Here is a 16419-nt window from a genome sequence, read left to right on the forward strand (position 1 = left end):
ATATATCTCCGTTAACTCTGCATTTTAGGATTATTAACAATGCTTATGTTGCCTTTTGCATTGAGTATTGTACATAGTTGTTGAAATTTATTCTTTATAATTATGCCATTATCATCCAATGGATGATGCGCTGTAATTTGAATTTCGAGCTGAGCCGGCATGCCATTGTTTGCGGGTTGTGTTTTTGACACAAGCTCCGCGATATTACATTGTTGAGTTGTGAATAAATTCGTAAATTGTTCTACGATACGCGGTGCATCATCAACCATAACGTTCACTGTGACTGTTGATGGATAATCGGTTGTTTGTACACTTTGCGTACGCTTCATCACAATCAACAGATCAAGTTCGGCCCCTTTCAGCGGTAGAATAGCTTCAATTTGGGCTATCGCGTTCCAACTACCGGAAAGCATCATAATAAAGGTAAATTCCTTACCAAACATGGCTAAACGGCTGTCTTCAATATTGCAATCACACTCGCTCACAAGACGTGTAATAGTATTCACAATGCCCGGACGATCGGTTCCTAGCGCAGTAATCACAAGAAATTGCTGTTCTGTCTTAGGCAAAGTCTGTTCCTTATTTTTAATTGGCAGATCCACGTTTTAGCTTCAAGATTCCAAGCATAAAATCTGCTTGTTGATATCGGTAAGGAAACCATAAAAATGAGAATCTGCCAAGTAGGCAGATTCACTCTTGCGAAGAATGATCGAGAATTATTACTTCTGTTTAAGTTATTCATGGCGGTATTAACAAAATTCATTAAAAACCTGTGGTTGGGTGGTTTTCTTCTTTCAAATGAAAAAGTACCATGGAGACTAAACTATTTAGGGGGTATAGCTATGTCTCATTCAAACACAAACTATAAAGCGTTTTTAACTGGCAGTATTGTTGCAGTAATTACACCAATGGATTCAAATGGGCGTTTGGATAAGCAAAGCTTGAAAAAATTGGTTGATTACCATGTTGAGAGCGGTACCTCCGCCATTGTCTCTGTTGGGACCACAGGTGAGTCGGCAACCTTAACGCATAAAGAACATGTTGAAGTCGTTCACACCACGTTGGAACTTGCCGATGGGCGTATTCCTATTATTGCTGGAGCAGGGGCGAACGCGACCGCAGAAGCTATCTCGTTGACAAGAGAGTTTGAACATTCCGGAGTGGTTGCCTGCCTGACAGTGACACCGTATTACAATAGACCTTCACAAGAAGGCTTGTATCAACACTTTAAAGCAATTTCAGAAAACACGAGCTTGCCTCAAATTCTCTATAATGTACCATCACGCACAGGATGTGATTTATTACCAGAAACAGTGGGGCGCTTAGCTAAATTGGCGAATATTGTGTCAATTAAAGAGGCGACAGGGAACTTAGCAAGGGTTCATCAAATCAAAGAACTGGTTAATGACGATTTTGTTCTGCTCACTGGTGATGATGCAACCGCACTTGACTTCATGCAGTTGGGCGGTCAGGGCGTTATTTCTGTTACTGCTAACGTTGCTGCCGCACAAATGGTAAAAATGTGTGACTTAGCGCTTGCGGGCAAATATACTGAGGCTCGTGAATTAAACAAACGTCTGATGGGTTTGCATCATCAGTTATTTGTTGAGCCTAATCCAATTCCAGCGAAGTGGGGCTGCCACCGCCTTGGCTTGATTGCTGACGATACATTACGGTTACCAATGACACCGTTAACCGCAGCCGGTCAACAAAAAGTGGAAGAAGCCCTGAAACTCGCTGGGTTACTGTAAAATTTAGGGAATTTTAATGGCAACACTATTGCAAAAATCGAAGGTTATGAAGGTTGCTGGCCTGTCACTCGTTGTGTTACTGGCAGCCTGCTCCAGCGATCAGCGCTATAAACGTCAGGTCAGCGGTAACGAAGACTATCTCGATGCCGCGCCATTGAAAGTGTTAAATATACCTCAGGGAATGACATTACCATTGCAAAATGGTGAATATGAAATCCCTAAAGTCACCTCATCGGGCCCAGTAGGTAAAGCACTTGATATTCGCCCTCCAGTATTGTCTATCTCGCAACTCGCGGGTTCACGTACTGAAGATAGCGCTGAAGCAAGCCGTTTGTTGCTTGAGAATACACCTGAAAATAGTGCGCTTTGGTCACAAGTCGCAATGATTTTGGAACAACGTAATATTCCTGTTTCTTCTAAGGATGATGGTTCGCACGCGATTGAAACCGATTGGGTGAAATGGGAACGTGCAGACGAAGATGTTCCGTTAGAAAGTCGTCATAAAGTGACTGTTCAGCCGCAAGGCGGGATGATCGCATTGACTGTCACCAACTTAGGCTTGCGCCAAGGTACAGAGTCGATTAACGATCAGGCCGAAATTCAGCGTTACAATAAATTATTGTTGAATGAATTAACTGAGAGCCTGTACGCACTACGTGATACCTCGAATAAAAACAGCATTCAAAGTGCTTATGGCATCATTGATGTTCAATCAGGTAGTGATTCTACAGGTTTACCTGTGGTTATCGTACGTGCGCCATTTGATGCAGTTTGGGAACGTTTGCCACGTACTCTCGAAAGCGTTGGTATGAAGGTGGGTGACCGTAGCCGTTCAAATGGTTCTGTTATGGTCACCTATAAGGGGCTAAGTAGTTCCGAATGGCAGAATTTAGGTATTGATGATCCTTCCATTCCTGAAGCAGATTATAAAATTCAAGTGGGTGATTTGAATAACCGTAGTAGCCTACAGTTTATCAACACCAAAGGTGTACCATTAACTCAGAAACAAAATGATGATATGGTTGCTGCCTTGAAAGCCGCTTTCAGTAAAGTGGGTAATAAGTAATTTTTTCTGACTTATCAAGCCGTGATCCAGCGATATTGGGTCACGGCTTTTTTTATAACTCACAATCCTGTCTTAACTCTCTTCATGGTCAACGGCATAAAAAGAGCCACCTTGATGACTTCTTTAAAACCTGAATTTTAAAATTCGCTGTCAATGGACAAAAAACCAGTGTTTAAGCTTAAGTAATCGTTTGCGTCTACACGTGAATTTTATTATCATAAATAGGTGAGGTAGATAAAATATTTAATATCAGTTAGTTAGAGAATTAGATGCATTTATTCAATCACTTATCAAAACAGAGCAGATAAGTAACGGTAGAGAGCAGATTTAACCCCTTCTGCGGTTACTTATCTGAATCTGCGGGTGTCATTTTGCAGGTTGATATCCTAATTGAATAATCCCATCTCTGGAGTGTGTAAGATGCAAAAGAAAGCTGAGTTGTATCGTGGTAAGGCGAAAACGGTCTATACCACTGAGGATCCTGACCTTTTAATTCTGGAATTCCGTAATGATACATCAGCACTCGATGGAGAGCGAATCGAGCAGTTCGAGCGTAAAGGGATGGTAAACAATAAGTTTAACCATTTTATTATGAGCAAACTGGAAGAAGCCGGTATCCCAACGCAAATGGAAGCGTTGCTTTCTGATACTGAAGCACTAGTCAAAAAATTGGATATGGTGCCGGTAGAGTGTGTTATTCGCAACCGAGCAGCCGGTTCTTTGGTTAAACGTCTTGGTGTTGAAGAAGGGATGGTGTTAAACCCGCCACTGTTTGACTTATTCTTAAAAGATGATGCAAAACATGACCCAATGGTTAATGAGTCCTATTGTGAAACTTTTGGTTGGGTAAACAAAGAAAACTTGGCGGAAATGAAGCGCTTAAGTTATAAAGCGAATGAAGTATTATCAAAGATTTTCGCCGATGCAGGGTTGATCTTGGTTGATTTTAAACTTGAATTTGGCTTATTTAAAGGTCAAGTGGTTCTCGGCGATGAGTTCTCTCCAGATGGTAGCCGTTTATGGGATAAAGCAACCTTAAATAAAATGGATAAAGACCGTTTCCGTCAAAGCCTTGGTGGCTTGATTGAAGCTTATGAAGAGGTGGCTCGTCGTATTGGCGTAGAACTCGATTAATGAACAATTAAAGCCGTCACTAAAAAGTCGCTCATATAAGAGCGACTTTTTTTTGGGGATTTATTGTTGATTCGTGCAATTAGATTGTTGATTTAACCGTTGGCAGCCCGCTGTCGCTGATAGGTTAACGGGTTTACCTTGTTCGGATAGCCATAATTTTAGCTGCTCAGCCGCTGGGTGGCGTGTAAAGGCCGTCTGGCGCATTTTTTCATTCTTTTCACCATACTCTACTAGTTTATTATCAATAAAAATAAAATGTTGGATGGTGAAGGAGGTGGAAGACGTCATTGTAAAATGTTTTGTATAGAGCAGTAGAGTGGCATCTTGCTGTGTCGCTGAGTCAGCAGGGGATCCCATAATAGAGACCACTTGTTGTGGCGTCATGCCAGCGGTGATAGCCGTTAATGGGTTTGTTGAAGCATAGCCCACAAGGGAAAATGCTAGAATAAATATTACATAGATAGCTTTAATCGTGTGCATAATGTTCTCCGTCTTATTGAATGGGAATAAAGCTATTATTTTTAGGCTAGCCAGCGTGGACAGTTTATGGATATTGGCGTCGTTTAATCAATCGAAATCACGTGAGTACCGATAAATGTCGATGACTTGGCAATAAATTTGTTAGCCCAACATTTAGGATCGTTTTCTCGTTCAAGACCAAGCGCATTGCTCAATGAATAAAGTGTTGGGGCGGGTAAGACCGAATCAGGCTGTAAATCAGGGTGGCATAACGTATGTTCCGGAGGGCCATCAGCAATCACGGTTCCCGCAGATAAGTGGATAGCTCGCTTAAAATTACGTGCGACAAAATCAAGATCATGGCTAATGGCAAGTATTGTTGTTCCCATCGATTGCTGTAAGGCGAGCCACTGTTCAAAACGGCTCAACCAACATGCATCAAAGTCACGAGTAGGTTCGTCTAATAAGAGAATTTTAGGGGCAACAGCACTCAAACAGGCGACGGCAACCATTCGTCGTTGACCCGCGTTTAAATCGAGAGGGTGGCTATCTGCCACATCTTGCAGATGAACACTTTTCAGTGTTTTTAGGGTGCGTTCATTAATCTCTTGTTGAGATAATTTCTGACGACGAAGCCCAAAGGCAACTTCATCTTTCACACGACTATGAAAGATTTGCTTTTCAACTTCTTGAAATAAAATACCAATTTGATTGGCTCGTTGCATGGCGTTGAGCGTTGAAAGCTTGTGACAATTAACCTGAATTTGTCCTTGTGTTGGACGTAATAATCCTGCAATAAGCCGCAATAGTGTTGATTTGCCAGCGCCATTATCCCCCACGAGTGCAACACTTTCACCAGTATTTATCGTGAGTGTCAATTGAGAGATCGTCGCATGCATGGCATTAGGCCAACGGTATTCTAGGTTATCAACGACTATCATGGTAATCCTTAAAGGCATTCAGCAAAGCGTTATCGTCAGTTGGGAGTGCGGCTTGCCAATGGTTTTGATTCATTAAGTGACCCAAAACACGCCAAGCATCAGGCATATTGATAGTCGGTTGCGCCGCAGTAAAAACACGCGTTTTGTCATGGCTAGCAATCACCTTGCCATGCGCTAATAACATTAATTGTTCACAAAAGCTGATCGCAGGAAGCAGGTTACGTTCGAATAAAATCACACTGCAACCTGTTTGCTGAGAATACTGTTTTAAGTTGAGTAACATGGTTTGTGTGGCTTTTGGCGTTAAACGACTGAAGGCTTCATCCAATAAGAGCAGTTTAGGTTGCATTGCGAGGGCACAGGCAATCACAACACGTTGCGCTTCTCCTCCTGATAAAGAATTTGGGTGGCGGTCACGAAGTCTCTCACTATGAGTTAACCGCATAGCGTCATTGACTCGTTGTCTAATTTGTTCTTCAGGTAATCCAAGGTTTTCAGGGCCAAAGGCAATTTCTTGTTCTACGCTAAATCCACATCCTGATAATTGAAGTTGTGGTGCTTGTTGAACCAACTGCCTTTGACTACTGAGTGCAGCCAAATGGTTATTCGATATTGGTTGTGATAAGACTTCAGCGACACCGTCAAGCTTGCCTGTGAGCAGCTCAGGAAACCAACCGCAAAGAAGCTGAGCTAACGTGCTTTTGCCACTACCATTACCACCAAATATCGCAAGCCACTGACCTGCGGACAACTGGATGTCGACAGGTCCGAGAGGAGAAAACTCGGTATTGCTAGGTATGAAAACCAATTGCTGTAAATTTACCACCACCAGCGGATCCCTCCTTCAATGACAATGACCATTAGAAGGCTATAACGGAAAATACTTTGCATCGTACTGTCTTTAGGGGCATCTAGAGTTGTGCGATGACTGACAGAACGAAAGCCTCGCATATCTAATGCCGCGCCACGAATTGCCATCTCACTCAATGTTTGAGTCATGAGAGGCAATAATAAAGCAGGTAATGAAATCAATCGTTGCCAAAGATGACCATCAAGGGGAACGCCTCTTGCGAGCTGAGCTTCCTTAATGCTCGCTAATTGCTGACGTAATTGTTCCAGAAAGAGTAATGGCCCAGCGAATAAATATGAAAAGCTGCTGGGCAATCGGCTGGCAAACAGCGCTCGAATAAATTTTTCAGTTGGTACGTATTGTAACCACAGCTGTGCGCTACTCATAATGGCGAATAGTTGAAACCATAAAGTAAGCGCTTTTTGTTGCTGGGGTGTTGTTGTAAATTCACCAGTCAGCCAATAGGCTAGCCATCCGCCATGGATCAACCATAAGCCACACGCCATTGGTAGCATAAACCAACACACAAACCGCCAACGATAGCGAGCCTGTCGCCAAATCAGCAAAGCAGCGAAGCTGGCTAAACTGATTGTGATTAATGGCCAGCCAAACGGCAGCAGCACTACGCTGATACTCAACCAAAGCCATAATGTTAGCGACGTAAAAGGGTGCATACTTATCTGACTCGAGCCATATGCGGAAAATTCTGTTGTGCACGTAACGGTAAGCGGCGTACTAACAACCAAGCGATTAATGCAGAAAGAATTTTATCCGCGATATTGGCACCTAAGACAGTAATAGCGACAGACTCAAGTAAGTTTTCCCCAACAGCATGGAAATAAGCGACAAAGAAATCCGCACCGCTACCCGTTGTGCCAGCAAACAGGTAGGTACGAATTGGTACGGCAACTAGCATCAACGCCAATGTAATAATCACGCCAGACAGAATAACGCGCGGTAATGTACGGAATAGCCCTGCATGAGCGAGCAAACCAGCACTAAGACCTATCATCATAGCAACGGGTGCGAATGCCGCTGCAATAGGGCCACTTAGCAATCCCCATAATAAATTGGTTAATAACCCTGTTAATACCGCAATCCATGGACCGGCTAACAATGCACAGATCAACGTGCCGATCGAATCAAGAAAGATAGGCAGCTTAATCATGGAGCTGATTTGTCCACCTAACATATTAATGGCGATTGAAAAAACAATAAGTACCAAAGTACGACTTGAAAGAATAGGTGATTTAGACATGGAAATTTCGATCCTTAGTGGATTAACCCGTTATTTATCATGATGGTTGTGGCGTGGGGTAACAACAAGTTCGTCATAACCGGATAATTGACAATATTCTCGAGTGAAGGTGATGTTATCTAACTCTCCAATGACTAATTCTAAGGTTGTTCTCACGGTACAACTGTTCATCATATGCCCACCTTGAACATGACCATTTTCATCTGAGATAGCTAAATGCAAATGTTCACTCGTCGCATCTAAGGTGCCGATCAGAGAAACGACTTCATACTTACCCATGATCTGCTGGGTTTCTTCTCTTCCAGCAAAACGTAGATTAACTTGGGTTAAGCTACCAACACAGCCCGCAATAAAAGCGGCTTTCAATTGATTTTGTTGAATAAAATTACGTAATGTTGGAATGACATCATCGTCTGGCTGCAAGCGAAGGGCGAAATAACGCGCGCCAGAAGATGGAAGCCGAGCTGCATTCATGCTTATGATCCTAAATATACTTATAATTTGAATATGATATGGTTTTTCTATTAATAGAAACGCAGTGATAGAGTTAATTATAATAATTTTATATTTATCTGCTGGTATTGTAAGTAACAATCAATGAGATATCAGCAACAAAGTGTTTTATCGTGATCGTTTGATTAAAAGTAGGCTTAATTTATGTTAAGTAAAGAATAAACGTCTAAGAGGCAATATAACCATTTTATTTGTAAGGTTAATATCGCGAATATCTGTGTTAATTCAGTGGGCTCATTTATCTATTTGCGTGTGATGACGATGTGCAAATAAAAATAATTAATCAAGTTATGCCATTTTTAGGTTTAAACTACGGGTTAACAATTTATTAACTCATTATGGAGGTAACGATGCGTTGGCAAGACCGTCGTCGTAGTAACAATATCGAGGATAGACGATCCGAAAATACCCCTCGTGATTATCGCAATACTGGTGGTGGAATGCGTATTCCTCTACGCGGAAAAAGTGGCCTTGTGATCCTGATTGTTATTGTGGTCGCCGGTTACTATGGTGTTGACCTGACAGGTTTAATTACAGGTGAACCTATTAGTAACCCATCATCTCAGCAAGCACAAAAAAGAGCGATTAGTCCACAAGAAGAACAGCTGGCAGATTTTACGTCAGTGATGCTGGCTTCCACTGAAGACATATGGCAGTCAGAATTCAAAAAATTAGGTAAACAGTATCAGCAGCCAAAGCTCGTTATTTATCGCAACGGCACCTCAACAGCATGTGGTCAAGGTAAAGCCTTTATGGGCCCATTTTATTGCCCAGCAGACAGTAAAGTGTATATCGACCTCTCATTTTATAATGACATGAAAACTAAATTAGGTGCGGGTGGTGAATTTGCACAAGGGTATGTTGTCGCTCATGAAATTGGTCATCATGTCCAACACTTATTAGGTATTGAGCAGCAGGTGAGACGATTACAGCAAGGCATGAGCACAAAAGAAGCCAATAAATTATCTGTCAAACTTGAGTTACAGGCCGACTGTTTTGCGGGAGTTTGGGGACATAATATGGACAAAGAAGGCATATTAGATGATGGGGATCTGCAATCGGCGTTGAATGCCGCGCAAGCCATTGGTGATGATAGGCTGCAACAACAAAGCCAAGGCCGTGTTATCCCTGACAGCTTTACGCATGGCACGTCTCAACAACGCTATTTTTGGTTTAAAAAAGGGTTTGAAACGGGAGATATCAACAGCTGTAACACCTTTTCGGCTAAAAACAACATTTAAGGGGAGTGGATGAAACTTAGTGAAAGTGTTAGCAGCGCCATAAGGACGTTTAGTTATTTTATGGCCAGTGGTTCACACGTTATGCTTGAGGGGGTTGATTACTTATCTCTTTATGGTGAAGAGCCCAGTGCAATTGAACAAGCCTACGCTATTTTTATCAATACCCTTGAAATTGATGAAGCAGGGGAAGTTTTGAATTTTATTCACGCACAAAAAAGAGCAACTGATTATATTCGCAGTTATTGTGATGCATCCTTTAATGTGGAACCCCCCTATGAAGAGTGGGAAGTCGCTTTATATTAAGCACTGAATGGATTATTAAAACCCCCTTGAGAGAGGTTTCAGTGCCACAGCTAAAGTGTACGATAACTACTATTTGCTTATGTATAGGATTGAATCATGCGTTAGCGAAAACGCATTATACGATGCAAGATTTTTCATCTGAGGGGATGTTAACATTTTCTATTGATTTACCTAAAACTGGCCATGAGCAAAAACTCATCGTTAGAGGAGAGGTTTGGGGCCTAAAGTCACAGGTTAGTCAGCCACAATGCGAAGGTACATTATTAAATAAAAACACCAATAACGAATGGATAGTGCCAAAAGATTGCGAGTGTGTTTTTTGGCATGTACATCCGTTTAAAATTGAGAAAGGGCACATTGATGCTTCTAAACAAGCCACAGTGTTTATTGCCGATGAGCCCCATCATAAAAAACGCGATTACTCTCTGAACTGACGTCCTTAAATTTCAAAAATAAAATAATAGCGATAGGTGGTGAGCCTGTTAAAACGTTATTTCAGGCATATATTGGGCAATAATAATATACGCTTAGGTTTGATTCTTATTCGGGGAGCCAATAACATAGGCGTTACTTTTTATTTTTAGCGATCCTTATAAGCAAAAAATAGCGTTTTTTACAGGGAATATGATATGAGTCAGGTTGATCCTACTTTGATAATTTTATTAGTTTTAGCGGGTCTTGGGATCATTAGTCATAATATGACAGTGACACTAGCGATGTTATTTCTTTTAGTCGTACGTATAACGCCTTTAAATAATTTTTTCCCTTGGGTAGAAAAATATGGCTTAACGATCGGGGTTTTAATCTTAACAATTGGCGTTATGGCCCCTATTGCAAGCGGTAAAATCTCTGCACAAGATGTATTAGGTTCTTTTTTAAACTGGAAATCACTGCTGGCTATCGTGATAGGGATTTTAGTTTCTTGGCTAGGTAGCCGAGGCGTGACATTAATGTCACACCAACCCTCAACAGTGGCAGGTTTATTAGTGGGTACGGTGATTGGCGTGGCGCTATTTCGTGGTGTGCCTGTCGGTCCTCTTATTGCCGCGGGGATATTATCATTGTTGATTGGGAAATCTTAGCAAAGATATGAATGACTCACTTCCTGAAATATGTGCTCAATTAAGTGACTATGGCTATCGACGCTTACTGGTATTATCGGGTGAAAGCCAGTGGGTGGTTGAACGGTTGCAAGAGATCCAATCTACCATAAGTGGTGACTGGCTGACACTTTCATCAACCATGCCAAATGCTTTACCCGTCAAAAGTGCCCATTTATTATTAGGTCGAGAGTTTTTACATGCTGTTTTCGATGCCCGAGAAGGATTACACAGTGAAGCATTAGCCATGCTGGCAGGAACATTAAAAGCGGGCAGTTTATTGATTTTATGTACACCAGCGCAGCATATTTGGGCCGATACGCTAGATAGTGACAGTTTACGCTGGAATGAACAAAATGGCGCGATAGCAACGCCTAATTTTGTTCATCATCTACAACGAGTTATAAAATCACGCCCCGATGTCTTGCTGTGGCAACAGTATCGGCAACCCTATTTTTCGCGACTACCAGAACAAGCACATTGGCAAGCACCTTCAGGTGAAGCAACAGCGGCACAACAAATAGCATTAAACCAATTATTAGCAGCAACATCTGGGGTATGGGGAGTGATTGCCCCTAGAGGGCGTGGTAAATCCACTCTCGCGGGGATGCTGATAAAAAAATGGCAAGGAAAATGTTGGTGTTGTGCACCCGCAAAGGTTGCTATACAAACCCTTGAAAAGTACGCTGGTGGCGCAGTGAGCTTTTTCTCGCCTGATGAGTTGCTACGTTATTGCCTGAAGGATGGCGAAATTGATGCAGACTGGTTAATTATTGATGAAGCTGCGGCGATCCCTAACTATATTTTGCGACAATTAGTCAGCTATTTTCCTCGAGTCTTATTAACGACCACGGTGGAGGGTTATGAAGGCACAGGTCGAGGCTTTATCAATAAATTCTGTAGCCATTTGGATAATTTTACATCACTTCATTTAGCGGCACCTATCCGTTGGGCAGAAAATGACCCTTTAGAAAATTGGCTTAACCAAGCATTACTGCTTGAGGAAACTGACATTAGCACAGAAACTCACTCGGTATGCTTAATCGAACAGACGACTCAACAACAGCTAGCGGACAACCCAGAACAGCTAAAAAACTTTTATGGACTCTTAACTAGCGCTCATTATCGAACATCCCCCCTTGACCTACGTCGCTTACTTGATGCCAGCCAGCAGCAATTTATGACAGCAAAATCATCGACTCAATTGGTCGGGGCATTATGGATGGTGGAAGAAGGGAGTTTAGACCATGCATTAAGTTGGCAGGTATGGGCTGGTTTGCGTCGTCCTCGCGGTAATTTGCTGGTGCAATCTCTTGCGGCGCACAGTTATTTTCCTGAAGCAGCACAAATGCGTTCCCAGCGTACTATGCGAATTGCTGTTGCTCCTGCCTATCGCCGGCAAAAAATAGGTTTACAACTACTTGCCGCACAAAAACACCTAGCCCTTGAGCAAGGAAGGGATTTTTTATCTGTGAGTTTTGGGCTGACCCCTGAATTATTAAGTTTTTGGCAGCAAGCGGGTTACCGATTAGTGCGTGTAGGCAGTCACCTTGAAGCGAGCAGTGGATGTTATACCGCAATGGCGATACTGCCGTTATCAGCACAGGCCTCACTGTTATGTGAACAAGCTGAACGGTGTTTATCAAAAGATCTGTTTTGGCGAAAAGACCTTAGTCATTTCAATTTGCCATTCTGTGAACAACAACATTTGAGTGACGAAGACTGGTTAGAACTCGTGGGTTTTGCTTTTTATCACAGAACACTTGAAGCTAGCAGTGCGGCGATACAGAGGTTACTGACTCAACACGAAGGTGGGTTGTTGTTATTGCGTTTCTATTTTCAATTACAATTATCGCTCGAAGAGATATGCCAGCAACTACAGCTAGCAGGACAAAAGGCTTGGTTAAAGCAAGCTCGGGCAGAATTGAAGCAATGCCTTCAACGTGACTACCCTGAGCTTGTGGAAATGGTAGCGCAAAAAACTAATCTTTCTTGTTTTTAGGCCAATCGTCCTCATCATCCCAAAGATGGTTGTTATCTTTATGTGGCGGTATCTCTGGTTTATTATCAAGAAATTTTTTATGATCAAACCGCATCATCTCTTTGATAGCGTTCCAGATGATGCCGACTAAAATCAGTAGGACTACCCACCAATAATCTGCTAACCAATGCATATGTAGCCTTCTATACTTGCCAATATGAGGTTACTAAAAAGGTGGAAGAAAAGTGAACACTTTTACTGGCACACATTTAGCATCACATTAAAGTTTGAAATTCGATAGGGTATTTTCCTTATCGATCATTCAGTTTATTTAACCATGTTTTCGGTGCGGTTGGGAGAGCCATTTTGAACATAACAAAAGGATTTTTAATTTTATTAGGTTGGCTCGCGGTAATACTCGCCTTTTTAGGCGTTGTATTGCCGGTATTGCCAACAACGCCATTTTTACTCTTAGCCGCATGGTGTTTTTCTCGCTCATCACCGCGTTTTCATCACTGGTTACTCTATCGCTCTTGGTTTGGTGGATATATTCGGCATTGGCAAACCTATAAAGGCCTACCAAAAGGGGCTAAACCTAAAGCAATGGTAGTGATATTGGTGACATTTATGATATCGATTTGGGTTGTTAACTTTTGGTGGTTAAAACTCGGACTATTTATTTTGTTATGTTGGTTACTCTTTTTTATGTATCGCTTACCTGTGATTGATAAACCAATCCCGAGTAAAAATGAATTGCCATGATTGCGTTATAAAAAAGCACCAAATTGCTTGGTGCTTTTTGGGTTTATTCCGCTATTTTAATATAGCGATTAAAAACGTACTCTAAATTGGCTAATAACCAATCGTGACCCAAAATATCTTCTTGTTGCAAAACAGTTTTGATGACTTCAGGTGTTAACAGTTGCTCGGCCTCATGTGACAACGGCCAATAACTAATATGCCAAGGCTCATAAGCAACACCGGCATCTTTGGCGGTAAAAGGGCGGTAGAAATAGTAGGTGGCCATATTGTCACTCAACCATTGATTCAGTTCAGCAAAATAACCGCCTGATTCGTATTCCCAAGGTTCAAGTTGCAGTGACTGCCCCGCGGGAAGGCGTAAAGGGTCATAAACATCGATTTCAGTTCCCCAGTGATGCCGACTTGCTCCGGGCAGGGCGGACCAATGTAAAATTGCCTCACATAACTCGCCTTCCGTTAACAACGTAATGTCTAATGGCTGGCTCTGTTTATCAAGTACAGGGCGTTTCCCTGAGAATTTCTCATTCCAAATCAGTTGCTGGCGAGAAAAATCACGAAATGCACTCGCAGACTGGAGTTTAAAGCCTGCTCTTGCCGCGGCTTGTTGCATGGCTAAAAATGCTTTGGTCGCATTAAACTGAAGGCGATGAGGACCACCTAATGTGACGAGATGCTCCGTTGAACGACCTGTTAGCATTTCAATCGAAATCATAATAGCAATAGCTCCATAATTCGCTCATAGATTAAAGCGAGTTGTTGCAAATCACTGACCTTGACACACTCGTCAACCTTATGAATAGTTGCATTTAATGGACCTAACTCAATGACTTGAGCCCCCATTTGCGCAATGAAACGGCCATCAGATGTTCCCCCGCTAGTCGATAACTCAGTCGTTCGACCGGTTAATTCACGGATAGCTTGGGTCGTCGCATCAACTAAATGACCTGAGCGTGTCAAAAAAGGTTGACCTGATAATGACCAAACCAACTCATATTTTAGCTGGTGGCGAGCAAGCATCTCTTCAACACGCTCTTTGATCATTTTATCCGTTAATTCCGAACTGAATCGGAAATTAAATTGGACAAAAAACTCACCAGGAATAACGTTGGTTGCGCCTGTTCCTGCTTGTACGTTAGCTATTTGCATGCTGGTTTCAGGGAAAAATTCATTTCCTTGATCCCACTGTGTCGAAACGAGTTCATCTAAAAAACGGGTCGCACGATGGACTGGATTATCGGCAAGATGGGGGTAAGCGACATGTCCTTGCGTGCCTAAAATGGTTAAATGAGCGGTCAATGAGCCACGTCGACCATTTTTAACGGTATCACCAAGTTGCGATTGACTAGAAGGCTCACCCACCAAGCAATAATCTAAACGCTCATTGCGCTGCATTAGTGTTTCAACAACTTTGACCGTACCATTGGTTGCTTTAGCTTCTTCATCGGAAGTGATCAAAAAAGCCAACCGGCCACGGTGGTTAGGATGTTTTTCGACAAAGCGTTCAGCAGCCACAATCATTGCGGCTACGGAGCCTTTCATATCAGCGGCACCGCGTCCATATAGATGCTGATTAATAATCGTCGGTGTAAAAGGCGGTGTTTGCCATTTAGCAGGATCGCCAGCAGGCACCACATCAGTATGCCCCGCAAAAGCTAAGGTTTCACCATCTGTACCATGATGTGCCCAGAAATTTTGGGTATCACCGAAGGGCATATCTTCCACCACGAAGCCTTTCTTTTTTAATCGTTCGATTAATAAAGCTTGGCAGCCTTGATCATCAGGGCTAATTGATGGGCGAGAAATGAGTGCTTGAGCAAGTTGTATAACAGGACAATCCATCGTAGCTCTCCAGCTTATTGGGTAAACTGTTGGTATTCAGCAGCAGAAAAGCCGACAAGATAACGCTTATCTGCTGATACAAGAATGGGTCGTTTGATCATTGCGGGTTCTGCCAACAAGACTTGCTTAGCACTTTCAGTATCGACAACGGCATTTTTTTCCTCGTCGCTAAGTTTACGCCAAGTTGTCCCTCTTTTGTTGACTAAGACTTCCCAACCCAGTTCTGCGATGAAAGAGGAGAGTAAGGCATCATCAATTCCATCAACGCGATAATCATGAAATTGGTAACTAATATCATTGTCTTCCAAGTAGCGGCGAGCTTTTTTGATCGTGTCACAATTTTTGATGCCATACATGATGTAAGAGGAAGTGTTGGACATGAGGTTTTCCTTTGATAACTAACAGTTAGTTGTACATGATGCGTGAAAATGACATTATGATCTACCCCTTATCACCAGAAAGAAAAGTTAATCTATTGATTAAATAAAAAAGTGACAATCCAGTTTTATCTATTTTTTAGTGAAGCGATAAACAATTTGAAAGTTTATTATTTAGAGCGCATATATATTAAGCTGGCTTCTAAACGAGAACGTACATTTAATTTTTTTAGTAAATTACGGATATGCACTTTCACCGTTTCTTCCGAGATAAAAAGTAATTTCGATATTTCTCTATTTTTTAGTCCCGCGGCTATTTCATGTAGTATTTCACGCTCTCGGCGCGTTAACGATGACACAGGATCATGCAGCCGATGACGGTTGCTCAGGCACTGATACACTTTTTCACTAAACACATGATGACCCGCAGCCGCTTTACGCATGCTGTTCATGAGCATATCAAGGTCACTATTTTTGAGTAAGTAACCTTGTGCTCCAGAATCTATTGCGCTATAGACATCTGTTTTAGATGAAGAAAATGATAGAACGAGCAGGTAGGATTTCAGGCAGTATTTGCGTAATGACCTGATCGTTTCGAATGTTTTAATACCATAGATGTTGGTGTCAATAAGAATGATATTAGGTTGTATTTCCTCCGCAATATGTAGCGCTTCAGAGCAATTACAGCTTTCTGCTGTGACATGAAAATCTTCATCTGCGTTGATTAATTGTCGTAAACCATAGCGATAAATCGGATGTTCATCAATGATCATAACGGTTTGGGAAGACATAGTGGATTCCTTTTATGCCTATACTGACAGTATGAAGTTAGTAAATAATGAAT

The 16419-nt window shown here is 42.1% G+C and carries 20 protein-coding genes and 1 pseudogene; 9 read left to right on the forward strand and 12 right to left on the reverse strand.

Going from position 1 to position 16419, the window contains the following annotated elements; genetic code table 11:
• Positions 1–11: 11 nt before the first annotated feature.
• Positions 12–569, reverse strand: a complete 558-nt coding sequence (locus P2E05_RS09020; protein WP_154624994.1) for a glycine cleavage system transcriptional repressor — start codon at positions 567–569, stop codon at positions 12–14.
• 273 nt (positions 570–842) lie between these two features.
• Between P2E05_RS09020 and dapA the strand changes: the two genes are divergently transcribed.
• The 3 genes from dapA to purC all read left to right on the forward strand — a co-directional run bounded on the left by dapA (position 843) and on the right by purC (position 3951).
• On the forward strand, positions 843–1751 hold the full coding sequence (dapA, locus tag P2E05_RS09025; protein ID WP_154624993.1) for a 4-hydroxy-tetrahydrodipicolinate synthase: 909 nt from the start codon (positions 843–845) through the stop codon (positions 1749–1751).
• A 16-nt stretch (positions 1752–1767) separates the two neighbouring features.
• The gene (bamC, locus tag P2E05_RS09030; RefSeq protein ID WP_154624992.1) at positions 1768–2817 is read left to right on the forward strand and encodes an outer membrane protein assembly factor BamC; all 1050 of its coding nucleotides are present in this window, start codon (positions 1768–1770) and stop codon (positions 2815–2817) included.
• A 420-nt stretch (positions 2818–3237) separates the two neighbouring features.
• A complete protein-coding gene (gene purC / locus P2E05_RS09035) occupies positions 3238–3951 on the forward strand; it encodes a phosphoribosylaminoimidazolesuccinocarboxamide synthase (protein WP_154624991.1) in 714 nt (237 codons plus the stop codon).
• A gap of 60 nt (positions 3952–4011) precedes the next feature.
• On the opposite strand, the gene P2E05_RS09040 is transcribed toward purC, so the two are convergent.
• The 6 genes and pseudogenes from P2E05_RS09040 to P2E05_RS09065 all read right to left on the reverse strand — a co-directional run bounded on the left by P2E05_RS09040 (position 4012) and on the right by P2E05_RS09065 (position 7933).
• A complete protein-coding gene (locus P2E05_RS09040; RefSeq protein ID WP_250000413.1) occupies positions 4012–4431 on the reverse strand; it encodes a hypothetical protein in 420 nt (139 codons plus the stop codon).
• 83 nt (positions 4432–4514) lie between these two features.
• Positions 4515–5267: pseudogene (locus tag P2E05_RS09045) on the reverse strand (energy-coupling factor ABC transporter ATP-binding protein); the annotation flags it as partial.
• Between the two features lie 70 nt (positions 5268–5337).
• Complete coding sequence (locus P2E05_RS09050; protein ID WP_272658053.1) at positions 5338–6180, reverse strand: energy-coupling factor ABC transporter ATP-binding protein; 843 nt, start codon at positions 6178–6180, stop codon at positions 5338–5340.
• On the reverse strand, positions 6171–6875 hold the full coding sequence (locus P2E05_RS09055) for an energy-coupling factor transporter transmembrane component T (protein ID WP_154624987.1): 705 nt from the start codon (positions 6873–6875) through the stop codon (positions 6171–6173). Before P2E05_RS09055 ends, P2E05_RS09050 begins: the two co-directional genes overlap by 10 nt.
• A 2-nt stretch (positions 6876–6877) precedes the next feature.
• A complete protein-coding gene (locus P2E05_RS09060) occupies positions 6878–7459 on the reverse strand; it encodes an ECF transporter S component (RefSeq protein WP_154624986.1) in 582 nt (193 codons plus the stop codon).
• A gap of 30 nt (positions 7460–7489) precedes the next feature.
• The gene (locus P2E05_RS09065) at positions 7490–7933 is read right to left on the reverse strand and encodes a PPC domain-containing DNA-binding protein (RefSeq protein ID WP_272658055.1); all 444 of its coding nucleotides are present in this window, start codon (positions 7931–7933) and stop codon (positions 7490–7492) included.
• A 389-nt stretch (positions 7934–8322) separates the two neighbouring features.
• On the opposite strand from P2E05_RS09065, the gene ypfJ reads away from it, so the two are divergent.
• The 5 genes from ypfJ (at position 8323) to P2E05_RS09090 (ending at position 12618) form a co-directional block, all read left to right on the forward strand.
• Complete coding sequence (gene ypfJ, locus P2E05_RS09070; protein ID WP_154624984.1) at positions 8323–9213, forward strand: KPN_02809 family neutral zinc metallopeptidase; 891 nt, start codon at positions 8323–8325, stop codon at positions 9211–9213.
• 9 nt (positions 9214–9222) lie between these two features.
• Positions 9223–9516 carry a DUF7677 family protein gene (locus P2E05_RS09075; RefSeq protein ID WP_154624983.1) on the forward strand — a complete coding sequence of 98 codons (294 nt, stop codon included), beginning with the start codon at positions 9223–9225 and terminating at the stop codon, positions 9514–9516.
• Between the two features lie 41 nt (positions 9517–9557).
• The gene (locus P2E05_RS09080; RefSeq protein ID WP_272658056.1) at positions 9558–9950 is read left to right on the forward strand and encodes a hypothetical protein; all 393 of its coding nucleotides are present in this window, start codon (positions 9558–9560) and stop codon (positions 9948–9950) included.
• Between the two features lie 195 nt (positions 9951–10145).
• Positions 10146–10598: a DUF441 domain-containing protein gene (locus tag P2E05_RS09085; RefSeq protein ID WP_154624981.1), complete on the forward strand. Its 453-nt coding sequence runs from the start codon at positions 10146–10148 to the stop codon at positions 10596–10598.
• 7 nt (positions 10599–10605) lie between these two features.
• Positions 10606–12618, forward strand: coding sequence for a tRNA(Met) cytidine acetyltransferase TmcA (locus tag P2E05_RS09090; RefSeq protein ID WP_272658057.1), 2013 nt, complete (start codon positions 10606–10608; stop codon positions 12616–12618).
• Here the strand turns inward: P2E05_RS09090 and P2E05_RS09095 are convergent.
• Entirely contained in the window at positions 12599–12790 is a 192-nt protein-coding gene (locus tag P2E05_RS09095; RefSeq protein WP_154624979.1) for a YpfN family protein, read from the reverse strand. The two genes, P2E05_RS09090 and P2E05_RS09095, sit on opposite strands and share 20 nt — an antisense overlap.
• A gap of 179 nt (positions 12791–12969) precedes the next feature.
• On the opposite strand from P2E05_RS09095, the gene P2E05_RS09100 reads away from it, so the two are divergent.
• Complete coding sequence (locus P2E05_RS09100) at positions 12970–13359, forward strand: DUF454 family protein (RefSeq protein WP_163863576.1); 390 nt, start codon at positions 12970–12972, stop codon at positions 13357–13359.
• A gap of 43 nt (positions 13360–13402) precedes the next feature.
• On the opposite strand, the gene P2E05_RS09105 is transcribed toward P2E05_RS09100, so the two are convergent.
• The 4 genes from P2E05_RS09105 to P2E05_RS09120 all read right to left on the reverse strand — a co-directional run bounded on the left by P2E05_RS09105 (position 13403) and on the right by P2E05_RS09120 (position 16366).
• A complete protein-coding gene (locus tag P2E05_RS09105; protein WP_276123095.1) occupies positions 13403–14071 on the reverse strand; it encodes a M15 family metallopeptidase in 669 nt (222 codons plus the stop codon).
• Positions 14068–15198 (reverse strand): succinyl-diaminopimelate desuccinylase, encoded by a 1131-nt coding sequence (gene dapE / locus P2E05_RS09110; RefSeq protein ID WP_154624976.1) that lies wholly within the window; start codon positions 15196–15198, stop codon positions 14068–14070. The genes P2E05_RS09105 and dapE overlap by 4 nt, the downstream gene beginning before the upstream one ends.
• A 14-nt stretch (positions 15199–15212) precedes the next feature.
• Positions 15213–15578 (reverse strand): ArsC family reductase, encoded by a 366-nt coding sequence (locus P2E05_RS09115; protein WP_269723958.1) that lies wholly within the window; start codon positions 15576–15578, stop codon positions 15213–15215.
• Positions 15579–15745: 167 nt separating this feature from the next.
• Positions 15746–16366 carry a LuxR C-terminal-related transcriptional regulator gene (locus P2E05_RS09120; protein ID WP_154624974.1) on the reverse strand — a complete coding sequence of 207 codons (621 nt, stop codon included), beginning with the start codon at positions 16364–16366 and terminating at the stop codon, positions 15746–15748.
• Between the last annotated feature and the right edge of the window lie 53 nt (positions 16367–16419).

It is taken from the genome of Providencia stuartii (genome assembly GCF_029277985.1).
Lineage (GTDB): Bacteria > Pseudomonadota > Gammaproteobacteria > Enterobacterales > Enterobacteriaceae > Providencia > Providencia zhejiangensis.